14 protein-coding genes are annotated in these 25811 nt (G+C 39.3%); all 14 read right to left on the reverse strand.

Annotated elements, in window-relative coordinates:
* Positions 1 to 52: 52 nt before the first annotated feature.
* The 14 genes from JM81_RS05545 to JM81_RS05610 all read right to left on the reverse strand — a co-directional run bounded on the left by JM81_RS05545 (position 53) and on the right by JM81_RS05610 (position 25784).
* Positions 53 to 1552: a RagB/SusD family nutrient uptake outer membrane protein gene (locus JM81_RS05545; protein ID WP_144801236.1), complete on the reverse strand. Its 1500-nt coding sequence runs from the start codon at positions 1550 to 1552 to the stop codon at positions 53 to 55.
* A gap of 19 nt (positions 1553 to 1571) precedes the next feature.
* Positions 1572 to 4643, reverse strand: a complete 3072-nt coding sequence (locus JM81_RS05550) for a SusC/RagA family TonB-linked outer membrane protein (RefSeq protein ID WP_144801238.1) — start codon at positions 4641 to 4643, stop codon at positions 1572 to 1574.
* A gap of 288 nt (positions 4644 to 4931) precedes the next feature.
* Positions 4932 to 6464, reverse strand: a complete 1533-nt coding sequence (locus JM81_RS05555; protein ID WP_144801240.1) for a RagB/SusD family nutrient uptake outer membrane protein — start codon at positions 6462 to 6464, stop codon at positions 4932 to 4934.
* 12 nt (positions 6465 to 6476) lie between these two features.
* Positions 6477 to 9569, reverse strand: a complete 3093-nt coding sequence (locus tag JM81_RS05560; protein WP_144801242.1) for a SusC/RagA family TonB-linked outer membrane protein — start codon at positions 9567 to 9569, stop codon at positions 6477 to 6479.
* Between the two features lie 790 nt (positions 9570 to 10359).
* Positions 10360 to 14244, reverse strand: a complete 3885-nt coding sequence (locus tag JM81_RS05565) for a carbohydrate-binding protein (RefSeq protein WP_144801244.1) — start codon at positions 14242 to 14244, stop codon at positions 10360 to 10362.
* A gap of 152 nt (positions 14245 to 14396) precedes the next feature.
* A complete protein-coding gene (locus JM81_RS05570; protein ID WP_186435533.1) occupies positions 14397 to 15173 on the reverse strand; it encodes a hypothetical protein in 777 nt (258 codons plus the stop codon).
* A 45-nt stretch (positions 15174 to 15218) separates the two neighbouring features.
* On the reverse strand, positions 15219 to 16028 hold the full coding sequence (gene budA / locus JM81_RS05575) for an acetolactate decarboxylase (RefSeq protein ID WP_144801246.1): 810 nt from the start codon (positions 16026 to 16028) through the stop codon (positions 15219 to 15221).
* A gap of 20 nt (positions 16029 to 16048) precedes the next feature.
* On the reverse strand, positions 16049 to 16288 hold the full coding sequence (locus JM81_RS05580; RefSeq protein WP_144801248.1) for a family 16 glycoside hydrolase: 240 nt from the start codon (positions 16286 to 16288) through the stop codon (positions 16049 to 16051).
* A 386-nt stretch (positions 16289 to 16674) separates the two neighbouring features.
* The gene (locus JM81_RS05585) at positions 16675 to 19008 is read right to left on the reverse strand and encodes a glycoside hydrolase family 3 N-terminal domain-containing protein (RefSeq protein ID WP_186435534.1); all 2334 of its coding nucleotides are present in this window, start codon (positions 19006 to 19008) and stop codon (positions 16675 to 16677) included.
* A gap of 46 nt (positions 19009 to 19054) precedes the next feature.
* Positions 19055 to 21271, reverse strand: coding sequence for a hypothetical protein (locus JM81_RS05590; RefSeq protein ID WP_222430294.1), 2217 nt, complete (start codon positions 21269 to 21271; stop codon positions 19055 to 19057).
* 4 nt (positions 21272 to 21275) lie between these two features.
* Positions 21276 to 22760, reverse strand: coding sequence for a nucleoside hydrolase-like domain-containing protein (locus JM81_RS05595; RefSeq protein ID WP_144801252.1), 1485 nt, complete (start codon positions 22758 to 22760; stop codon positions 21276 to 21278).
* 109 nt (positions 22761 to 22869) lie between these two features.
* Positions 22870 to 23718 carry a hypothetical protein gene (locus tag JM81_RS05600; protein WP_186435535.1) on the reverse strand — a complete coding sequence of 283 codons (849 nt, stop codon included), beginning with the start codon at positions 23716 to 23718 and terminating at the stop codon, positions 22870 to 22872.
* Between the two features lie 255 nt (positions 23719 to 23973).
* Positions 23974 to 24993, reverse strand: coding sequence for a DUF1080 domain-containing protein (locus tag JM81_RS05605; RefSeq protein WP_144801254.1), 1020 nt, complete (start codon positions 24991 to 24993; stop codon positions 23974 to 23976).
* Complete coding sequence (locus JM81_RS05610) at positions 24990 to 25784, reverse strand: FAD:protein FMN transferase (RefSeq protein ID WP_186435536.1); 795 nt, start codon at positions 25782 to 25784, stop codon at positions 24990 to 24992. Before JM81_RS05610 ends, JM81_RS05605 begins: the two co-directional genes overlap by 4 nt.
* Between the last annotated feature and the right edge of the window lie 27 nt (positions 25785 to 25811).

Below are 25811 nucleotides of genomic sequence, written 5' to 3' on the forward strand. Positions count from 1 at the left end.
AAATGGGCGAAGTCAAAAGCACTTCGCCCATCACTAAACTAAACAAACAATATTAATATCCTGGATTTTGCTCTAAATTCTCATTTCCGTCCAATTGTGATTGTGGAATGGGAAACAATTCCAATTTTGGGTCATAGACCGTGCCAAAAAACTGGGCATCCTCGTTATTCTGAAGCGATTGTTCTATATCGCCCCATCTCTGTAAATCTGGATACTCAGTAAACTCACCGGCCAATTCCCATTTTCTTTCTTGTTTAATAATTTCCCTTAACTCTGATTGATTTGTAGTAACAACATCGTCCAAACCAGCTCGGTCCCTTATTTGGTTTAAAAAGGGCAAAGCCTCAGATGAACTTCCACTTTCGTTTAGAGCTTCTGCAAGCATTAATAAAACATCACCATAGCGCATGAATATAAAATCATTACCATGCTGAAACGGATTGGTATATGCACCACTTGTATCCAATAATTTACCAAATCCAATGCCTTTGGGATCATTATAACCCCCAAAACGAGCGTTATCCAAATTATTTGGGTCGTTGAACACAATCGTGTTACCATTAGTGTTAACGTATGAATACAATAGCGTAACGTCTCTCCTCAAATCGTTATCCGGAAAAGAATTATAAAAAGCTTCTGTAAAACCAAATTGATATTGTCCGCCATTGAATGCAAAAGGTGATAAAGGAACACCTGCAAAAAAGTTCAAAACGCTACCGGCACCATTTTGAGCAATATTTGGCCGTGCGAAAATGATTTCAGAATTAAATTCATTATCGACTGAAAAAATATCTGCAAAATTCATCTGCAATGAATACGGTCCATCATCTACAATTTCTTGAAATTTTGAGGCCGCCATTGCATACATTCCATCTTGCTCTAAGGGTTTGCCTGCCATATTAAGGTAGACTTTACCTAAATAGGCCTTAGCTGCCCATGAAGTGGCCCGACCAAGATTCGGATTGTCCCAACTTTCAGGAAGTCTGGTTTCTGCATATTCTAAATCTTCTATGATGACATTATATACTTCTTCGATTGAGCTTCTAGGCTTTTTTACAGTTTCATCTGAAAAATCTTTGGTCGCTTCAAGTTGTAGTGGTACTCCGCCGAACCATTTGACCAGATTAAAATAGTACCAAGCCCTTAAAAATCTAGCTTCTGCTATTTTTTGCTCTTCAACACTTGGTTCCAATCCTACGCCTGACACCTCCGCAATCACGGTATTGGCCCTATTGATGCCCCTGTAAAAATGACTCCACCAAACACCATGTGCTGTTGTTGGTTGAAAAGCTAATGCGGAAAGTTGACCTTGGTTTCCATCACCCTTAAGACGGACTACAACACTTTCACCCGCACCAGAGGTAGCCAAAAAATACCAAAGTTCATCTATACCTTCGTTCATTGTACTATATACACCAAAAAGTGCTGCATCTACATCTTTTTCGTTTTGGTAAAGGTTTTCTACCGATAAAAACGAAAAAGGAACTTCTTCAAGCGGTTCACATCCAAAAAGGAATAAGGTTGTCGCTATGGATATTATAATTTTTTTCATGATTATATCTTTTAAAATTTTAAAATGATAGATTAACACCAAAAGTGAATGTTTTAGGTCTTGGATAGGCAGCCAGATCCACTCCAGGTGCTAAACCACCATTACTAGCTCTTAGGGTATCAGCGTCCAAAGAATTTACCTCTGGATCAAAACCGCTATAGTCTGTTATGGTGATCAAATTTGTTCCAGTCGCAAAGACCTGAAGATCGGATATTCCTATTTTATCAGGCAAGGGAACATTGTATCTCAATGATATGTTCCTCAACCTAATGTAACTTCCGTCTTCAACCATATAATTAGCCACTGTAGGAATAATTGAATTTATTGATGGGAACCTAATGTCGTTGGTTTGGTTTTCTGGTGTCCAACGGTTTTCATACCACTCAACAGATTGATTTCTGTAAGATTCGTTGCCAAATAAACCAGAACTTAAAGTCGTTCGTACTGGATTGTACAAATCATTGCCGATAGATCCTTGAACAAAAACGTTCAAGGTCAAGTTTTTATAAGTAAAGTCATTGTTCCATCCAAATAAGAAATCTGGATTTGGATTCCCTATAACTTTTCTATCTTCATTAGTAATAACCCCATCACCATCAACATCTTCAAATTTCCAATGCCCCAGTTGGATGTCGTTTCTAAAGACCGGAAAGGTAGGGTTACCATCTCCATCAAAGTCACTTTCCTGAATCAGGCCAATGGCATTCAATCCAAAGAATCGGCCAAATTCTTCTCCCGGTCTGTAAATGTGTCCGCTGCCATACACATTTACACCCATGCCAGGACCAAAAATTTCCTCGGCACCGCCCAACTCCAATATTTCGGTCTTATATGAAGTGTAATTAAAAGAGCTGTTCCATTGAAAATCTTTAGAATTGACCAACAATGCATCGAGATTTAGTTCAATACCCTTGTTCTCTATACTCCCAAAATTGACCAATGCACCTCCAAAACCTGACTGTGAGGGAATTTGAATGCTCTGTAGCAGGTCTTTTGTAGTTTTTACAAAATAATCAGCGGTTAAATTAATTCGGTTTTTAAATAGACCCAAATCAAGTCCAACATTGGTTTGTTCCGTGGTTTCCCATTTAAGGTTCGGGTTGGCAACGCTTTGCGGTATGTATGCTAAACCGGCGGAGTTTCCAATAGAATAAACTGATGTACCATATCTCGAAAGCGACTGATAGGGGGCTATGGCCTGACTACCGGTTTCCCCCCAAGAAGCACGTAATTTTAAATTGGAAAGGGTTGCATTATCCTTCAAAAAATCCTCTTCTGATATCCTCCATCCCACAGCTGCCGAGGGAAAATAACCCCACTTTTCATTTTCTGCAAAACGTGAGGAACCATCAGCGCGCACAGTAGCCGTAAGCAGGTATTTATTTTTAAAGGAATAATTGAACCTTGCAAAACCGGATTGTAGAATACTTTGAGAACGATTGGAGCCTACAACTGGTATTCCGGTGGCAACTCCAAAGTTATCAAACCCCAATAATTGTATATCAAAATCATTTACATTTAATGAGGTACCATAATTGTTGAACTCACTGAACTCCGCCCCTAAGGTTGCAGAGAATTCATGATCTTCCCCAAATTGGTCTGTATAGGTCAAATAGTTGCTTACAATATAGTCATATGCCCTACTATTTCCTGAGGAACCGACGGCATTTGACAATAAACCACCTGCTACAGTTGATGGCGTAAAAATATCTCTAGTTCTTAGCCTAAAGTTTAGCCCTCCATTAAATGTATAGGACAAGTTGTCGGTTATTTTCAGGGTAGCCTCAACATTACCCAGTATGTTTGTCAAAAAATCCCTATCATCCTGTTCGGCCACTTCTAAATAGGGATTAACAAATTGTATGCCTTCACCAGTAAAACCGGAAAAATCTAAAGAGGGCACTATTGGTTCAGCAAAAAGCGCATTAAAAATAGGTCCTGCCCCATTAGGAAATGCTCTGCTATCAGTAACTGACCTAAAGTTCTGGGTTTGGGTACCGTTCAAACTGAATTTCAAATTTAGCTTATCGTCCCAAGCATCCAAATCTAGATTTGCCCTTACACTTCCCCTCTTGAATTGTGAATTTTTTATCACACCTTCATCGTTCAACATATTTCCTGAAATAAAAAAACGTGCGTTTTCTCCACCCCCTGAAATATTTAACCCATATTCTTGACGTATTCCAGTTCTTACTATTTCCTCAACCCAATCGAATCCTTGCCCCTCAAACTGCTCGGGATTGATAAAAGGCAAAGTGTTTCCAAGAGCTGCGTTTGCCTCATTTCTATACTCTGCATAATCCCGTCCTTTCAAAACTTCATAGGGAGTTTCTACTGTTGAAAAACTTACGTTAGAATATAAATCAAAAGAAGTTTCCCCAGTTTTACCTCTCTTTGTTGTAATCAATATAACTCCGTTTGCTCCCCTGGAACCATAAATTGCTGTTGCAGAAGCATCTTTCAAGACTTCTAGGTTTTCTATCTCCTGTGGATTGAAATTTGGTGACCCACTGATTGGAATACCGTCAATAACATATAAGGGAGAATTATCTCCGGATATGGAGTTGTTTCCCCTAATTCTAATACTGGCTGATGCTCCTGGTTCTCCTGATGCAGATGTAACCAATACTCCGCTACTTCTTCCCTGAAGTACTTGGTCAACACTGTTAAAAACGGCTTTTTCCAATTCTTCACTACCAACCGAAGCAACTGCTCCAGTTATATCCGATTTCTTTTGGTTACCGTAACCTATTACCACGACTTCATCAAGGTTTTGAGCATCTTCTTGAAGTGTTACATCAATTGAGTTTCTTGCGCCAACTGCTTCCTCTTTAGCACTAAAACCAACATAGGAAAAAACCAAAACATTAGTCCCACTAATCAATTGAATTTCATAATTTCCGTCAAAATCAGATTGTACACCATTAGTTGTCCCTTTTTGAACTACATTTGCCCCAGGCAACGGTTCTCCGTCAGCATCGGTGATTGTTCCGGTCACTGTTTTTCCACTCTGAGAGTAGGTCAAAAAACAGGTCAGCATTAAAATAGGAACAACCAATTTTTTAAATTTTTGTTTGAAAATGGTTCTCATAAATTTCAGTTGTTAGTTAATATTTCTTTAAATTCTGTTTCAATATTAAAAGATTTTTTAACGAAGGGTATCCTGTACCATGCTGTTATTGTTAATATTTTTTTTTACAAATCTTTGCGGATTTAAAAATTTATCACATGTTATTTTATTAATTGTACTATTTTACTACTTTATAATGTTTCTAGTTTCTTAACTATCCTAGGAGTGTATGTGAATTTCAATTTTATCAAATAAAAAGGACGGTATAGTATACCGCCCTCTTTAATTAATCAAACTCAAGTAAAAAATTTAATATCCTGGATTTTGGGTTAAATTAGCATTTGCGCTTAATGTATTGGCATGAAGCGGCATTCGTATTAAGCCATCGTGCCAAACAGTACCCGCAGCGTTTACTGCTGGGCTTGCATCAAATGCCTCCTTGACATCACCCCAACGCTGGAGGTCATAATATCCTTGGTATTCCATTGCAAGTTCCCATCGCCTTTCCTGTTTGATATCGTCTAAAGTAACACTATCAAGATTGGCTATCCCTGCACGACTTCGTATTTCGTTAACATTTTGTAGGGCAAGGCCATCTTTTCCCGACTTGACCTGGGCCTCTGCCAACATGAGCAAAACATCCGCATAGCGAATAAAGACATAATCATTTTCATGAATAAGCGGTCCATTTCCCCCATCAGGATCAATATATTTTATCAAGGACATACCCGTTTCATCATCGGTGTAAGAACTCACAAACCCTAAATCAATACCCTCGTTTGGAGTATTATACGTAATCAAATCACCGTTTCTATCGATGTATTCAAATGCCAACCAATCCCTTCTCGCATCATTTTCATCAAATGAATCGTAGTAAGTTTGTAAGTAGCCAAATTGTACAAAGGAATTTAAACCACCATTAAATGGGCTGTTAGGAGGTCCATATCCCCATGGGACTAAAGTAGCAGTAGCAATATTATCGCGAATTACTGAATAGCCGTGTATAATCTCTGAATTCCATTCGTTATTTACATCAAAAACATCTTGTATATTAGGTTGTAAGGCGTAGTTACCAGAGTTAACCACTTCAAGTAACTTGGCCTCTGCTAAAGCGTATCCATCATCACCTGTAGATAACAAGCCTTGCTCGTTCAAACCTGCCATTTGCAGATATACTTTACCTAACAAAGCTTTGGCAGCTCCTGCAGTTGGTCTGCTATTTTCCTGTGCAGGCCTTGTTGCAGGTAAACGGCTCTCAGCAAAAATTAAGTCCTCAACAATAGCAGCATATACTTCTTCCTCTGAGCTCCTCGGTAGACTTGTTCCATCTAAAGGGATATCTGTTGTAGTCTCTAGGTGTAAAGGAACCCCACCATAAGTTCTTACCAATAAAAAGTACATATCTGCCCTATTGAATCTTGCTTCCGCCAATAGTTCCTCTTCTTTATCGCTATCCAGTTTTCCAGGGATAAGGTCCAGTAAAGAGTTACTTACACCAATCAAAGTATAGCTACTGTTCCATATACTTTCCAAAAAGCCACTTGTCGCCGGGTTCCATGCATACTGCGTCCATCCGGCTCCAGAATCTCCTTGTAACCTAGATTTAGTATAAGGCAATGGTCCATCGGCAAGCATGTAGCGAACAAACATTCCCGCACCATTAGATTGCCATACATCATATAGACCGTTCACTGCGGATTCAATGGTTTCTTCAGAATTTACGCTCTCAGGTGTCAATAAAGATGGAGGATCTTCCTGTAAAGATTCACAACTATTCAACAACACTATCGTACTCACTAATAATAGTAATCCGTTTATGTAATATTTTAGATTGTATTTCATGATTCTTGTTAATTAAAAATTAAAATTCACACCTATACTATATTGCTTTGCCAATGGGTAAGGCGATAGGTCTATACCTTGTCGTAAGCCACCACCAACAACATTTTGGCTCACATCAGGATCGATTCCAGAATAGTTGGTAATGGTCAATAGGTTGGTACCTGTGACAAAGGTCTCTAGAGAAATATTCTTTAAGGGTATACGATATCTCAGCGTAATGTTCTTTAACCTCACGTAACTACCATCTTCAATCCAAACATCGCTTATAACACCTCGTAGTGCGTCAAAGGGCACACCATTGGTTCCACTCCTAGGATACCTAGGGTCATTATGCTCATTGACTCCCGGAATGAACCTATTGTTGAAATAGTCAACGGTTTGGTTGTTAAGTGCATCCAAGTCATAAGAGGCATTACCAGAGTGCAATAACCCCCCCGTTTGGTTCATAATATCGTTACCAACAGACCCTTGTATAAACACATTGAGCGTTAAATTCCTGTAGCTAAAATCGTTATTCCACCCAAAAATAAAATCGGGGTTTGGATTTCCAATAATGGTTTCATCAGCGTCAAAGTTTGTTTCAGGATCAGGATTGCCAATAGTGCCATCGCCATCCAAATCTTGATATTTAATATGACCAAGTGAATTATCAGGCCCAATAGTAGGAAAGGTAGGGTTCCCCTCAGTATCAAAGTCTGATTGTTGTATTAAACCGGCATTTTTTCTTCCAAAAAATACACCAAACTCCTCTCCTGGCTGATATAGATGTGTGCCGCCGGCTATAATCCTTGGATTAGTACCTAGGTCTATAACCTCTGACTTGTTAAAGGTTCCGTTAAAAGCCGAGGTCCAAGAAAAATTATCCGTAATAACTGGTCTTACGGTAAGACTAATTTCAAGCCCCCTATTTTCAATATCCCCTACATTTACCAAGGCATTGGTAAAACCTGTTTGGGATGGTATAGCGATTGTTTGGAGTAAATCGGTTGATGTTTTAACATAAAAGTCAGCACTTAAATCAACCCTATTATTAAAAAAACCTGCGTCCACACCAAAATTGAGAGTTTCAGTAGTTTCCCATTTTAGGTTCGGATTGGGCAGTCTCACTGGGCGAATACCGGAAGTACGTACATTTCCCACAGCCGATAAAACAGGGCCTCCGACGCTTGAACCAAACGAGCTAAGCGAATTGTAAGGGGATATGGCCTGCACACCTACCTGCCCCCATGAGGCACGAAGCCTTAAGTCTGAAAATGTGTTTTGTTCATCGAAAAACGACTCGTTGATAGCCTTCCAAGCAACACCAAAAGACGGAAAATACCCCCATTTATTGTTTTCAGCAAATACCGATGAACCATCTGCCCTAATGGTACCATTGATCAAATATTTTTCATCAAAACTATATTCGGCACGTACGAACCCAGATTGCAATATGGATTGTGTCCTTGTTGAGCCTATATTTTGAGTATTGGCAAAAGACACATTATCAACCCCTAAATCAGTTAAGGAAAGGTCGGTTCCATCGGATTCTTGCAGAAAAAAGTTAAACTTGCTATACTCCACTCCACCTAAAACACTTAGCTGGTGTTTTTCCGAAAAAGTGTTCTCATATCTTAAGTAATTCGTGACCACAAGATCTTCCCATCTAGCGCTAGTAAGATCAAGACGGCCATTTTCTAGTCTTGCACGTGCAACTTCACTTGGCGCAAATCGGTTGTCATTGTTATAACGAAGATTGGTCGAAATACTATTGATAAAGGTAAGGCTGTCAAAAATTTTATAAGATGTCTGGATTGAGGCCAACACATTGGTATTGATTCGATTCCTGAAATCTTTGGTTGCATCAATTAAAGGGTTGGTAAATATCAGGCCTGTTGAATTTGACCCTGAAAAATCAAGGGACGGAACCAGTGGTTCTGCTTTGAGTGCATTAAAGTATGCACCACCCTCACCACCTCTAAATCTACCATTCCCAACTATACCACCATTATTCTCAGATCTGGTAATGTTCGTACTTACATTTACCTGCAGTTTATCGTTAAAGCCTTTAAAATCTAAATTGCCCCTAAAAGAGATACGCTCAAAATCGGTATTGAGTAAAACACCATCTTCACCTAAATAGTTGCCAGTAACAAAATAACTAACATTCTCAGCTCCACCTGTGGCCGATAGGTTGTATTCTTGTCTTAGACCAGATCTAAAAATTTGGTCCACCCAATTGACATTTAACAAATTATCAGGATCCGCCCCATTGGGAAACGGTAAGGTAACCTGCCTTAATGTTGCTATCTCATTACGGTAGGTGGCGTAATCATTACCTGAAAGTACATCATAGCCGCCACCAAGGGAAGTCATCGTTGTCAATGCCGAACCTTGTATCTGCATTTTAGTGCCTTCCCTACCTCTTTTTGTTTTAACCAAGATAACTCCTGCAGCGCCACGCGCGCCATAAATGGCCGTAGAGGCTGCATCTTTGAGCACTTCAAAGCTCTCTATTTCCTGTGGACTGAAATTTGGAGCTGTGCTCAACGGAACACCATCTACTACCCAAAGAGGATTACTATTGGCATTGAGTGAGGTATTACCCCGAATTCTAATACGGGGAGCCGCACCAGGTTCACCAGAAGCCGCTGTAATTTGAACACCTGCTGCCCGACCTTGAAGCATTTGGTCAACAGTATTAAATACCGCATCTTCCAGTTCTTCTGCGCCTACAACCTCAACGGCGCCGGTTATCTTGGATTCCTTTTGTGAACCATAGCCGACTACCACAACCTCATCAAGGCTTTGGGCATCTTCATCCAATACTACATCGATTAAGGACCTAGTACCAACGATTTCTTCCTTGGCAGCAAATCCTACATATGAAAACACCAAAACACTAGGCCCTGATACCAATTGGATTTGATAATTGCCATCAAAATCTGATTGAACCCCATTGCTTGTACCTTTTTGAATTACATTTGCCCCAGGCAAAGGTTGACCGTCGGCACTTAAAATTGTTCCTGTTATTGTTTTATCACTTTGCGAAAAAGTTAAAAAACAGATCAACATGAAGATGGGAACAACCAATCTCTTCAGTTTTTCTTTAAAAAAGTTTCTCATAAGTTTTTGTTGTTAGTTAATATTTATATATTACTCTTCTTCAAGTATATGACTCTTATATGCAAAGCTTATCCTGTGCTTACCGGCTTGATGATTCCAAGTGTATCCCCTGTTTTGGACTTAATGAATTTGATTGGACTGTTAGATATGAGCGGGCTAAATGTCAAAATTGAATTAGAAAAGATGACAAATCCAAAATGAGAGCGTACAACAGCACCCAAGAAAAAAACCGTTGAACCTAGCTATGCCAAGAGTAACGCCACAGAGGTGTATAAAGGATTAGTAGTGAAACCCCAGCATATAGAGGCATTAGTGTAAACAGGTGAAAAATTGTAGGAGAACAGCTTCTACTAAAAATGTTGGGTTAAGTTCATCTATTTCAAAGACATAATGGCCTAGTGGAACAATTAATAAATAAAAATAAAGTGCTATGTCAATTTGTTGCAAGAACCTTTAAGCAAGAGCTTGAAGGTCCAGTGTGAGTATTATTAAAATGTATATTTAGAGCCCCAAAGGTAATTATCCATATTTTATTGTATGGTTGCCATAAAAATAGGAGTAGGAAAAATTCAACATTGCATTCCAAACCTTAAAGTGATTTGAAAACAAAATGTATAACCAAAATAGGCTACACGACCTTGCTATTATTGTTTAATCATTTGATGCAAGTTCTTACCAATTAATATAAAAAAAGCAACCTACGTAAAATACAATCCACGCAGGTTGCATTAATTATATCTCTGATTTCCAAAAAGATATCATGGTTATTTCAAACAACACATTGGTGTTCCTAGTTCTTAAGTAATTTATAAACCTTAACCTCATCGTGGTTAGAGGAATTTATTATACGAAGCAGGTAAAGCCCTGGTACCAACGAACTAACATCTATTTTACTTTCATTTATTTCTAATTGTTTTCTCATTTGAAATACACCGGAAAAATCAAAAACTTCAACAACCATATCTGACGAGGTACCAGAAATAGATAGAATATTACTTACAGGGTTAGGGTAAATAGCCATTTGATTATTATCCTGGACATATTCACTATCTTCACTGAAAAGGCTAGTATTAATTTTTAGACTGGTAGAACATGCATTTTCAATAAAATCGGCACCTCGAACATGATCAACCCAAGTATGAAAAGAACCTGATGGGTCTGTCGGAAGGTCGATTCTTAATTTGGTAATGGTCTCATTCTGCCATTCTGGATGAGTTCCAACGTTAAAAGTGAAATCCTGATAGCTGCCAGTAACCGTTCCTGATGCTATCATCTTGTTTGCGGAGAAATTTGGGCTACTAGCGGTGGTCCAGAATAGTTGAAACTGACCGCCGGTTACCTGGGTTTTTCCCCTTATCACAATGGACGAAACTTCATTAGCATTTATGCTCAGGCCTTCTTTCACAATGTAAGGATCGATGAGATTGTCTACTCTCATGAGATATTCTTCCTGAGCTGTTATTACCCAGGCGCTAATGTGGTTGGCCTGCGTGAATCCCTGATCTGTACTGACAAAATCATAGCTAAAGTCCCCAGCATCATTATCTGACATACAAACATTGGACTCTTCTGCTTGTGTAAGCCCATCTCCGTCGTTATCACCTGTAGGATTCGTAGCCACTGTGGTTTCCAACCTATCTATGTTAAAGAGGTAACCACTTCCTCCAATAAAAACCAACTTTAGAGTTTGGGAGCCAGCATCTAAACTAATTTGGGTACTGTATGCCTGATAATTGTGCCAAGCACCATTGACTGGAACAGTTACAGATCCTTTTAAGACGTTATCGGAATAGATTTCAACTGTCCCACCCGACCCAGCACTTGAGGCCAACATATCTACATCATAGGTTCCAGCAGCTGCATTCACAAGGTATTCTGTATAATCCCCGTTCAGGATGAAGCCTAGATTTTGACTCCCTCCCCCACCAGGTGTATTTTCGGTGTTTACGCTACCGGTTTTAGTGGCAAAAGCTTCAGCTTCAAAATTCCCCGGCAAATTTATAGCAGTTGTTGAAGTTCCCGGAGTAAAATCATTGACTGTACAGGGCAGAACAGGGGGTTGATAGCTTCCAATATTATCCCATTTTAAGAAAAACTCTCTTCTACCAGCATCACCAATATCTATAAGTTTCATGTATACATCACCATTTGGCTCTATATAATATGCAAAGTCTGTTGCAGATTCTACAGCTGCTTGTGAAGTTACCTTAGGAAAAGTAAAACCTGCACCATCTATTCTGAAATTTGTAAACTTTCCAAAATTTTTAAGCTTTACAAGTGCTAAATCCCCATCATCACCATAATCCCAAATCATATGAATGTTGCTACTTGGGGTATTATTGAAATGAAATGTATAGGTAAAATCTTCATTAACAACAAGTGGAAACTTATATGTTCCAGCATCTTGTTCGTTTCCCTTGTCAACAAAACATGCATCTGCTGTTCCCGGCTTGGTACGAGATACTGAAATATCGGTATCATCGTTTATTTGCCGGATCCATAGCCCGGAAAAATTATAGTCAGAACGGGCAGCCTTGTACCATGAGGGGTGTCTATATTCATGTCCATCGGTCAAGAAAGGAATATCTCTGACGATAGTGCCGGGACTTCCAGTAAGGGATCCATCTAAGTCTTTAAAAAAATGGCCCATTTTTCTAGCACGTTCCTTTGCAGGATTTTCATCATTATATCTAAATGAAAAAGGTTCGGAAAAACCTTTGGTAATGCCTTGGTAAGTAGGGTTAAAGTTCTCTGTGGCCCCTCCATTTCCTTCTGGTGAAATCATTAAGGCATTAGCTTGGTTCCAGGTTTCAAAATGACAATTGATGTGCCTACCTGGGCCATCATAAAACCTGTAAAATGAACGGGTACCCGTAAATACCCCGAAGCCAGAATCAGCATTAAATAAACAGTTTTCCAATGTGATGTCCGAGGCTAACATGGTTACAATGATATTGTCCGTAAAAATACAATCTTGAAATACAACATATTTTTCAGCTGATATGGCTCCACCCCCAATACCTGTATAAATGGCTTGATGATTACCATAAAATATCCCATTCCTGAAATATTGATTGGTATTGACGTTCCATCCTTTATTTCTAATAATAGAGTGGTCCGTAGTTAATCCATCAAATATGTCCCAACCATTCTTACAGTTATGAGCCACAAATCCATCAAAACTACCTAATGGCTCTGTCCAAGGGCTTTGCCCATTATATTGTGGCAAGATAGCACTTAATCCTATCGGGCCTTCTGGGAGAGCAAACCAAAACCCCGTTCCATCTGTACCAGCAGCTACATTATTCTCAAAATAGTTATTAGGGTTAGTGATCCAATAGGAAGCCGGTGTTTGGTTTTGAGCTTGCCTCAATTCATTGTCTGAAGGTGTAACCTCCTCTCCTGGGAGTGGTCTTCTAGTAGATAATACCACATTGTTTTTGATGGTGTTATAGCGCTCTGTACCATCTTCAAAGAAAATTCCATGTCCTATATGATCATAAGCGAATACGCCATCCACTGTGACGTATTCAGTTCCATGAATAGTTACGGCCCTGTTGAACGACTTATGCACACTGCTGTTTTTCAGATAACTACCCTGCGCATCATCCTCATTGAGGTGCCAGTGAAAAGGATATCTAGCCACTTCTCCCTTTTGACCCATTTTATACAATTCAACATTTTCCACATGTGCCGTCGACCCTTTCATCATCATGATATGACCACCAAATCCATCTGCTTCGTTTGTGCCACTCATATCTCCTTGGATTTTTATATAATGTGACAACAGTCCTACTTCACCCTGTATTTTAACATTCCAAGTTTTTCCGTCTTCGACTCTTGTGTAGGCTATAGAGTCACCAATATGTTTGTAATTAAGATTTTGCTCCAGTGTTAGTGTTCTATTATCTACACTGATTTGTGTGATTTTTGCCTCATCCACACGCTCCCAACCACTATTATTTACATTAACCAATTCTGTAGCAGTCAATGTTATTTCATCACCAATTTCCCAATCTACCGGCTCAACCAATGTAATTTGATTTGTACCGGCATTTGCAGTAGCTCCCAAATTAGTCCAGCTCATTTTTTCCTTTCCATGCAGTTCCAAGGCACCACCATTTTTTACCATGATTCCTTTATAGCTTGGAGCTGGGCTCTGCACTTTACTTCCAAGTAATGTAATTTGGCATCTTACCAATTCAGGGCCACCCTCGTTTGCATAATAGGGTTGAGCTTCCGTACCTATTTCCATCAATCCACCATTTTCTATGGTGATACCCTGAGTTTCCAAGTCAATCCAGGCTCCTCCAGATTGCCAATTGACGGCATTTAATGTCCCATCGACCCTAACTGTTTTTGCGCGACATATTCCTACAAGCGTTACTGTTCTGCCTGCGGGTATGATCACATCGTCATTTTGAGAAGGCAATTGGTTTCCTGGCCAAATGCCAGGGTTCGACCATAACCCATCGGCCACAGGTTGTATGACAGCCAGATGGGTTGGTTGTAAGTTGTCAATTTTCGATTTAATCCCTGAATGTGACATTTCTGTGTCACTGGCAATAATCTTGTTACCAAACAATGAAGTAAAAACCAATATGGTCACTACAACAAAATTGTAATCTCTAACAAGAATTCTTGGCAAAAAATTCGAAGTAAATTTTTTTTTCATGTTCCTTAGTATAAAAAGTTTTTAGTAGTTTTTTCAGTCAATGTTAAAACTAGCGATTTGTAGGAAAAAGACTATCCTGCACTATGCTGGTTGACTTAAAATAAAAAATGCTTCTTTTATTTGAAAATCAATAGTTTAACGACACAGTTAAATCAGTGCTTACTTTCACGGCCTTTGGCCAGATCTACCTTCACTTTTGGAAATGGTTTTGGAAGATTTCCTTTTGAAACAACACTTTTAGGCCCTATCCCCTTTGGAATATATTCTTTGTCCGTTGTTAGTATAAACTTATCCATTTCAAAACCATCCTCGCGCATGCTAAACGTCACCTCATGTACCCCTGGGTTTTTAATATCTAAGTATACCGCCATGGGGATTCCACAATGAACCTCTTTGGTACGTTGCTTACTACTCCATTTCCATGAATTTTTACCCTCGCACCATTGAATTCTCTGACCAGTTTCTGGCCATTCGCCATCCAAACCAACATGAATACCATTGTCTTCAGAACCTGTACTGTAGGCCCTTACCCAAACGTAGTACCGGCCAACATTTTCAAAATTCACCTTGTAATGGAGTATCGCCATCTTGCCCGCAACATTAGAAAAATTTTCTTGGTCTATCAACTTATCTCCATGTGTGACCCTGGTGTCAGGGAGCAATTCCAGGTATGCATTACCACTGGCTCCCATGCAATGTGGAGCATCATCATCCCTTCCAAAGTTGGGCCATGCTCTCTTACTGAAAATTACCCATTGCCGTTTCTCATGCAAAGATTGTTTGTAAAAATGCTCTGCTTCAATAGCTACTATTCCATTTTTTTCTGCAAAGATGACCTTATCAGCAATAATCGAGTTGGTTTGTGATGACAGATAATTGCTACCTATAATTAAAGTAATCACGAAGTGCACTAATTTTACGCATTTCATAGTGTTAATGTTTTATTTCATTTTCAATTTTATTCTGATTATGACTTATTTCTTTTGATACTGAAATTCCTTTTCTAAGGACAGATTCAAAAAATCTTCGGAGTCGGGCAGGGTAAAATGATACTCCAAAAGTGGGTCGTACTCGATATCGAGTTCGTTTGTATTGAATTCCATGACATGGCCTCCAAAAGTTTTGTCATCAGAAATAAAATGAAAATGATAGCCCGCTACATTAATATTGCCGATAAACTCAGGACAATAAAAACCCACCATTGTTCCTTTAACATTCACTCTTTCGAAAACCGGACGTTGGGGAATAAGCTCATCCAAACCTTTTTCAAAAGGTTTTTCTTGCCTGTGAAGGCCTCCACACTTCATATAACTAAAGTTCCCTTTCACCTTAAAGGAATAAAATTGGTTAAGACTAGGTAGTTGGGAGTTTATTTTAACAATAAGCGAATCGAAATTGGTCGATTGTACCTTAAAAGAATCTTCAGGTTCAAAAAAAGCGGCATCAACATAGACAATCGATTCATCATCCAAAGGTACATCCACAACTCCATCTTCCCTGATACGATAAGGTACCCCATCCAACATGACAAGCTCACCATCAAGATTGGAATAAGAGCCCAGTCCTATATCCCCTTTGGTCTTAAGTTCTTTAACAGTGAGGTCCCCTTCGAACACCTTATTCACAAAACCCCACCAGATATTATATTGATAGAATGTGTTCTCTTTCTTGGGGTCTGAACTACCAACCATTTTGTTTGGTCTAACACAACATATGAGAAGTGTTACCACACCAAAACATACCATAAAATCCCAAAAGCAATTGTTACTTTTTTTATCGCCCATAATTAATCGTATTTTTTTGTTTATTCCTTAAGAAACTGCTCCATCGGAACCGGTTCTTCATATTCCTTGATTTCTATATTTCTCCATAAAATTTCTCCAGTTTCCGCTTCCAAAGCAATTGGTCCTTCTGCACTTCCCAAGTCTGTTGCCAAATTGACAATTTGACCATTGAATTTATGTATAGCGTATTTACTCTCCATGACAACGATTTCGCTGCTATTCCATTCGCCATCCAGAAAATGGTACCGGGTATCGGCCACTGCCCTGTGCTCTCCCGATCTAAACGGCTATTTTACACCACCCTCCGACGGAAGTTTAAAGGTATTGCCGACTTCGTAGTGCCATAGCATTTAGACCTAAATGTTTCTATCTTCTAGGTGGTTATACCTAACCTGATATTGTAACCCGATTGGAAAACTTATAGAAATAAAAAACAGTAACAGTAAAAAAAGGACGTACCTTAATATGGTATATCTTTCATTTCCGTTGATTTTAAATATGATTTTTTATTCTTCGTCACCTAATTAAACTAATAAGTTGAATAGAAGCAGTACTGTTTAATAGCATTACAATGTGAGTAAAGTATTAACTTTCCACACACGCATACATTCTATTTTACGGACAATGTACCGACCTTATCCATTCTCTACTTCAACCAAAAATTACCCTCCAACTGTATATCATTGGATGCTCCACCTATCATTAGCTTGAACTCACCAGGCTCACAAGTTTTTTCCATGTCAATACCTGTAAAGGACAGGTCTTTAGTAGGCTTTAACGTAAAAAGAACGGTTTTTTCTTCTCCCGGTTCCAGCCAAAGCTTCTTAAATCGAACAAGCAGCTTGTTCGGACGGGTTACCGACGCCACCATATCCCTAAAGTACACTTGAACAACCTCAGCCCCAGCTATTTCGCCTGTATTCTTAACCCTTAATCGAAATGTCACCTCTTCGTTTATTTCAAAGCTTTCTTTAGCAATTTTCAAGTCGCTATATGTGAAATTAGTGTATGACAAACCATGACCAAAGGCAAATACGGGTTGAGTATCTAGGTCAACATAATCTTTGTAGAAGCCATTCGCTTTCTGAGAATAATGAATAGGTATTTGTCCCACTGATGCCGGAAAGCTTATCGCCAACTTACCACTTGGATTATCCTCACCGAATAGTACTCGAGATACGGCTGAACCATTGGTTTGCCCTAAATAAAAAGTGCTCAGCATGGCATCGGTTTTTTGAACAATTTCAGGTATAGCATAGGGTTTGCCTCCCATTAAAACTATAATAATAGGCTTACCTGTAGCGGCTATGCGCATGACCAATTCTTTCTGATTACCCAGTAAATCCAGTGTAGCGCGATCGCCTTTGATACCAACAGCATAAGCAGCTTCTTTACTTTCCTGTACTGTTCCTCCAATACATACAATAGCTACATCTGAAGCTTTGGCTGCATTCACAGCCTTTTCAATTGACTCATTTTCCTCCAATAACGAATATTCTGTAAAAATATCTTCTTGACCATTCTTAGAAAAACGTGCTATTTTGCATCCTTCTTCATAAATTATATTAACCCTATTACCAACCCGCTCCTTTAAACCTTCCAATATGGAGACAGTATTATCGTTAGGAACAGCATATACACCTAGTTCGTGTGATTTGGCATTAGGGCCTATAACGGCAATCGTTTTAAGCTTTTTTTCATTGAGCGGTAACAGGTTATTCCTGTTCTTAAGAAGAGTGATCGACTCGGTTGCAAGTTGTTCGGCCACTTTCACATGCTCCTCACAACCAGACAGTTCTGTGGCCATTTTAGCATCAACATGTGTATTCTCAAAAAGTCCCAACATAAATTTCAACCTTAATATTCGGCCTACACTTCGGTCTAAATTACTTAGCAAGTAAGGTTTTTTTTCAATGACCTTTTCTAAACTGCGATAGGCTACACCTGATGGCAAATCAACATCCATTCCAGCATTCAACGCTAATGCTGCCGCATCTTCTACCGTCGCCACTACGTGGTGAAACTCTTCAAGTCGCTTAATGTCATTATAATCGGAAACAACTATACCTTTGAAACCCCACTCATTTCTCAACAAATCAGTTAATAGCCATTTATTTCCATGAGCTGGAACACCACCAACTTCACAATGTGAAGCCATGATTCCAAGTGCTCCACTTTCCTGAATGGCCGCTTTGAAAGGAGGTAGTATTTCATCAATAAATACTTTTTCGTCTATTTCAGTATGGGCAAAATTTCGACCACCAGTCACTTGACCATATCCTGCAAAATGCTTAGGAGAAGCAATTATGTGTGTCTTCGCGGGATTCCCATTAGTTCCTCCCTGCATTCCAGCAATGGCCGCTTTCGCCATTCGAGTTGTTAGGTAAGTATCTTCACCATAGGTTTCTTCAATTCGTCCCCAACGAGGATCACGTCCAATATCCAGTACAGGACTGTGAGCTTCATTGGCACCACGTATTCTGGCCTCTCTACCAATAATGTTGAATGCCTGCTCCACTAACTCCATGTTCCATGAGCAGGCCATCGCCAATGGTGTTGGAAAGACCGTGGAGTTTTTACCAGCATGTCCGTGAAGGGCTTCACTTCCAACAATAGCAGGAATTCCAAGCCGGGTTTCTTCTTTCAAATACTTTTGAATCCTATTGACAGCAGCTACGCTCTCTGCAGGCAAATTGTGATCTAACGTATTTTCAACCATTCCAATACCATTAGCTAACTGTTCGTGAATAGTTTGAGATTCTGTAGAAAACCCTTCTTCAAGTTGAGCCGATATGCGTAAGGATACAGAATTTAGCTGTGCTACTTTCTCCTTAACAGTCATTCTTGACAGTAAATCCTCAACCCTGTCCTCAACAGGTAAATTGGAATTCATGTAATCTTGAGCAGCAACATGCGTAGGTACAAAAGCGAGGAAAATAAATGTAATAATTGGGTAAAACAATAACTCTATTTCCTTCATTTTAATTTTCAATTTAATTTCGTTGATTCTGAACATCATTCAATAATTAATAATCCTTCATGGCTATATCTATATCTTTTTTTACCTGCTCTGTGGTTTTTTCCCAATCGACATAGCCCACTCGGGTAGTCCATATCGGATTAATGTTTTGGCTCATTGCTGTTTTTACATAGGATTCCCAAGCACTTAAAGCCTTTTCTAGCTGTACCACAGCTTCCTCTTGATAAGTTTTGTTCTTTGTCTCTCTATAGAGGGCAACATTGGTAGCACCAGCTATTTTATAACCATAATACTTGCCCAAAAGGGCCATTGTTTTTATATCGACAAGCGTCTGGCAAAGCTCTAAGTCATTATCTTGACAACTAAGTTGCCCAATCAATCCAAGGGCTTTATCAGCATGGTTATGCAGTTTTTGAGAAACCTGAAATGGGGTCATTAAATCAGTAGGTTCATCCGTGATTATGGTTTGCACAAAATCTGGTATGCTGATATTTCCAGAGTATTTATGTACAGGATATGCAATAAAAGTGTTTACATCATGAAACCCGGTTTGATTTAGAGATGTTTTTTGTGCCCGACTTCTACAACCTTCTATATACCATTTAAAATCCACATCGCCCCAATGAAACCCCGTTGTAACAGGGTAAACCAGGGAAGCCTCTTGCCATGCACTAAAAAGCGTATCGGCATTCACTACAGGAAATTTATCCTGAATCAAAGCCGTAAAGTATTGATTTTTAATATCAGGATTATAGCATAAGCGGCCCCAAAGTAACCAATGATACCAATGTTTTTCAACCTCGAGCTGTCGAGGTTCTTTGGCATCCCTAGTTGTGAACTCCTTGCCCCAAATCCATCCATCGGATCCATAGTACATCCCTTGGCTTACATGTTCAGGAATGTTCATTATAAAACTTCTCACAAAATCAGGTGATCCCCATCGGAAGTAGTAATTACTATCATTCCTTAAAGTCCAAATGGTTTTCAAATCTCCGATGTTCTCAACAAACCCTTCATGATAAGGTTGCCTAACCGCACTCATTACGTGTGCTTTGGCGTACTTGAAACTGTATATAAAGTCAATGTTTGGTTTCTCGATCAACGCTTCAAATTTCTTTTCAATCATCCTTGTATCCGCTTGATGCTGTCGATGGATAAACTTGAACGAACGTTCTGGCATTTCATCAGCCACCTCCAATAGACCTTCACCATATGTTTCATAAATCCAAGTTTCCCGATCATTTAAGGGAATATTTGGCATATTTTCACCCGCAGTAATTCCTATGCCACCAAGGTCAGGGTATGTTTGGAACATTGCCTTTATACTTTGCTTAAAGTAATCCTTGGTTATTTCGTTTCTATAATCGTTTGATATTCCATACTTCCCATCGGTACCATTCACGAAAATATTCCAAGTAACTACATAAAAGGTAATGTTACGGTTCTTTGCATAAGTCATCACATTCTGCCAGAATTCAATCTTTTTCTCAATGGTAATTTTCTTTACAATTTCATAATTGTTAACAATTTTCGGGTCATCGAAATCTACTCCGACAAGGTGGTAGTTTTCTTTCCAGTCAGTTGTGGATCGGTGTATATCATCCAAGGCAACTTCTTCATACTTTGGCACCTTGACCATAGAAGGAAACGGATGTAAGCTCCAGAGTGAAATGAAATTGTACCGATTTCTTGCCATGTGGTCGATGTATTTCTTCCAGAAATCAAAATCCCACATCACATCAATATTATTTTGTGCGGCATCACCGGCATCAGAATAACTTGGAGTTCGAACATCCAAGGGGATATTAAATTTTGTTCCCCTCATCTCCATGTATGGATTCTGATTTGTACCATCAATACCATCCAATCCGAATAGTTTAATCTTTTCGGTCAGCTCAAGAGTCCCATACATTAGTCCAGGCTCATCTGCTCCTATCACCCAAACCCTTCCATCATTGTCCAAAGTAATAACGAATCCTTCCGAAACTAACTTGAAGTCGAACTGAGGATATTCAATGTCTCGGAAGTTATCCCTAGCCAAGTCTGGTTCTGTTATAAATATGAAGTCTGCTCTTGAATGTTCGGCTTGTCTAATATTGTAATTTCTTAGATGAAGCACTTCTCTGAAATCGTTCAAGGCAAACTTGATCATCGGTGAATCCCTTGTACTGAATATGGATACCGTTTGATTGGCTAAAAGGCCAATCGATACCATGAAGAAAAATGCAGTTAAAACTGACTTTAAGACTTTACTATTGACCATAATTTTATTGAACGTTTAAAATGACCCTCCTATAATCCACCAAAGGCACAATTTCACTCTTATCCCAGACCTCTAGAATCAAATGAATTTCCTTATTCGAAGCATCTCGAGGAACTTTTAGTTTTATCATATCCGAATTGTTTTTCTCAATTGGTATATCTTGTCCATAAGGGTTCTTTCCAGCCTCTCCATAAATCCACCAATAATAGCGTAGCTCATCCTGATCCGGGTCAGATGATAATGAGGCATCAAACTTTAAAGTCTCACCTGGTTTTACAGTTCGGTATATTATGGCATTGGATTCATCATTGTTTATGACCGCATGCGGATGATGGTTTGCATTTTCATAATTTTTTACACACCAATCCATACGGGCCTGAAAATCATTCCACATGGCCTGCCTCCATGACCAAACGGGCGTATGTATGTCGTTATATTCTATTCCGCTTACCGGATCGGTCCATTTTCCCTTGGTATCGGTATATACTTCCCATGGAAGAAATTGTTCTTCTAATTTCTGAATGGCACCCCACCGTGCACGCACATTTTTGATTTTGTCAATCGAATACCTTCCACTCCAACTCCCCCAAGATGTTTCAGAAGGATCTGTGTGTCCTGCCCGTGTTAGCATTAGCCAAGGAATGGTGCCCCCTCCTTCAATAAAACTAGGTGATTCTGCAGTATGTTCATTAAATGCGCGAATGGGATATAATTTACCGAGAGGCCCATGCCCTTCCCTAATATGTTCTTTAGCCCAATCATCCTGCCCTTTTGGTGTATACGGATATGGTTTCCAATTATGTGGCCCCAATTCGTTTACTAACGGCCCACCATAACACTTAGTTTGATGTATGCCTCTAATCCAATGAATTTCAGGGAATTCGTGATTAATCCAACCACCGGCGTTGTCTTGCGCTGCATTTTCATACACACGCAGCTTTTTCACAAATTCCATAGTTTCTTCAGGTGTGTGGGTTCTTCTATAGTCAAACAAAGCCTGGGCAAGGGTATTGGAGCCGGCATTGACCACAACAAAAACTGGTCGGGGGTCATTTTTAGTGACTTCACTAATAATAAACTTTGATCCTTCCGAGGCTTTACCTATCCCCACTCCATCCATTCCATATGCAGGTTGCCCCCTAAAAACAATCGACCTCAAATATTCTGGGGAAAGCCATCCCTCGGCATGAATTTTCAAATTCTCAAATACCTTCTCATAACCATCGATCAAATGATGAAACAATTCCGGTTGGGTAACTCGCTTCGACACATCTGGATGATAAGGATTAAGGGCAGCACCGGTTACTGCGATTAATCCTTCAATTTCAATTTCATTTGCATACATCAATAAATGTAGCATTTGCTGTTCCTCATCGGGTTCGTTGCCCATATCGGCCAAGACAATCAAACGGTGTTTGTCTGTCTGGGAAATTAGACTCTGAGAAATAAGTGCCAAAAGAAGGATAGTCAATATTGAGGTCAGTTTCATACCTGTCAAATTTCTGTTTTCATATTAGGTTTTGAGATAATTTTTAAAATATTCTAATTTGCTTGACTTAGGGTTAGGTTAAATGAGGTTTAAATAGGATTATATACTATCATTTATCATTCTCCACGTAATTTAAAAGCACCGATTTCACATCTTCCACGGTTCCGGTCTTAAGGCCGCCGTACACATTGGCACCAGTTATCCAATAAAGCACCATGCCCGCATCTGAACAATCCCATTTTCCTTTTTGGAATTCTACCACATCATCTACTTCTGCAATTTTACCAACTAACCAGAGCCATTGTATACGTGGATCTGTGTAATCCCTTGCCCAATGCCATTTATCAAGATATACCTTTAAATCAACGTTTTGGTCGGGGATTCGAACTTCTTCAATTCCAAAAGCAAGTATTTCTTCCCATTTATAGAAATCACCGGCCTCGTCATTGGCCGGATGATGGGTTACCAATTTCACATATTTATGCTTTTCTTTTTTTGAAGCCTCGAGAGCAAACCCAATGATATCGGGCTCCCCGGCCTCGATTATCCATAAGGGATTGTCTTCAGTTGAAGCGTTTATGGCATCTCGCAAATCATTGATAGTTTCTTCGAGTTCCCATTTCGCATCCAAAAACTTTAATTTCTCGTACCCCCCCCATCTCCTGGCGGTAACGTCACAACTGGTTTGCATAAGAGCATGCCGTTCCCGTTCTGCAGCTTCTGAAATTCTATCAACCCGAATGAGGTCGCAACTATGGGAATAATGAACCAGACGATCCTCCAGTCCGGCGGCACGTAAAAGGGCAATTGAAATAGCCGTTCCCCCCAAATCGTCCGGATCTGGTGAATTGCCATCCGCAATTATTGCAACACGACCGTTAGGGGCATTAATCTTTACTTGTGCATTGGCGGAATGCAATAGTGCAATAGCAATCAATATCAATAAGATTCTTTTCATCAAAAAGTATTTTATATTATAATAAATAGCAATCAATTGAGGTAAGCCCCAATGAGCCGATTCTATAAACCGATTCTCATTTTAAATTTCTACAATTTCATTACCCTTAATATCTTTTGGATAATGTAGCTGGGGCATTTATTTTATATCGATGTCTTAAAACTATCATTTTGCTCATTTGTTTTCATCCTGCACCTTCATGGTTTTTATTTCTCTGCATGTTAACTTTCATCCTAAAAATTGTAAATTTTCAGATTATAGTTGCTTGACCCATATATTCCTAAATTGAAGTCTATTGATATGGTCCTGTAACTTGATTTTTATTCCCTCATCAGGATTTTCGTTTGGCAGAAGAAGCTTGTTATGAATCAATTTTCCATTGAGTTTTACAGTTAATGAAAAAAAGATTTTGTCGTCTGAATTTTCGTCCGCATGTATTTCTACGTCATACGTCTGCCATTGAAGTGGTGGAGCGGCAGCATTTACCATCGGAGGAAATCTTTTGTATATTGCCCCACATTCGTTCCAATACCCATTACTTCCGAAACTATTTAAGATTTGCACTTCCCCTATAGGAAGAAAAAAAAGCCCGCTGTTCCCTAATCCTTGTCCGGACTTACCTGGTTCAACCGGGTATCTGAACTCCATATGGAACTGAAGTGGCACTGAATAAGAATCGACTGTTTCAATGTCGCCTCCATTTAAGTTTTTCTTTCCATCTTGTGATTGCCAAAATTTAGAACGTGTTTCAAGCTCCCCGTTCGTGGTAATAGTCCAAGTGATAGGTTTACCATCTGCGTGCTGCCACATTTGGGAGTTGCTCCCATCAAATAGCATAATGGCATCTGCAGGTGGTTTCAAATTAAGGGTGGGAGAGGTAAGTTGCGATTTATAGAGTTTAAAGGTTGTTTTTTTATTGTATAAGAGCGCAGTCCCCGAACATATCCCTTCTGAAAAACTTATCTGCCATCCATTTTCATCAATAATGATTTTGTCCTTGTTAAGGGTAATTGTTTCGAATTCAGCATAAGGCTCTGCACGGGTCATCAAATCGGGTAAAATTCTAATTTTATACTTAGTAGAGTCCAGTAGAATTACCTCAGCAGTTAATTTTGGTATTATTTTTTCATATCCCATAGAAGGGTTATCCCAATGGCCAATCCAATGGCCCATCAAAGGATACTTTTGAGAAGTGTCGAACAAATCCTGACTACAAACCTTAAACTGGAATGTATTTAAAAGAGTAAGCAAGAGTATAACTTGGACATATTTCATAATTCCTTTTTATTATATTCTAAAAGTTTGCCTTGACGTTCCTGAAATACAATAATATTGAAGGGTGCCAAGTCAATTGTTTTCTGAATTTGCTCTGTGTTCATGAGGGAACAGGCCGTTGAAAAAGCATCGGAAAATGCAGCCGACTCACATTGCACCCAAGTTGGCACTATTGATTCATTTGCCCTCTTGGCGTTGTTCGGCCTCCTAATGTGCTGTGTATTTTTGCGATCTCCCGAGCCACTTACAGTAGCATTGGTCAATTCAAGCTGATGGTGATAGGAACGGGAAATTTTCAGGTCCCAACTTGGTAAGGATTTATTTCTTACTAGTATCGTACTATTTCCGGCACTTACATAATAGTCCGCAACCTCCCAATACTCAAAAATATCAGTCAAACAATCCAAAGCATACCCTTTACCAACCCCTCCCATATCGAAAGAACGTCCTTTTTCAAGACAACTGATCGCCTCATCCTTTTCGTGCATTAAATAAGCTCCCAGCCCCAATTGTAGCTCTTCATCGAATCTCCCTGCCTGAACACTGAAATAACCATCGGTTAACAGATTTGCTTGTATAGCCTTATTCAAGCAATCAAAAGTATAGGGGTCTAAAATATGATGGTCTCCAGGCTCCAAATGATTGATGTTCGAAATATCACTTGATGGGATAAATCGACTAAGCCTATCCTCTATGTACTCCACTCTTTCGATTACTTCTACTGAGAGGGTTTTAGCCTGATCAAATAGAAGGCAATCTTTAGGTACACGAATCTCGAATTCAGTATTCATGGCTTCAAAACGAAAAGAATGTACTTC

This window comes from Maribacter sp. MAR_2009_72, from assembly GCF_007827235.1.
In the GTDB taxonomy this organism is placed as follows: domain Bacteria; phylum Bacteroidota; class Bacteroidia; order Flavobacteriales; family Flavobacteriaceae; genus Maribacter; species Maribacter sedimenticola.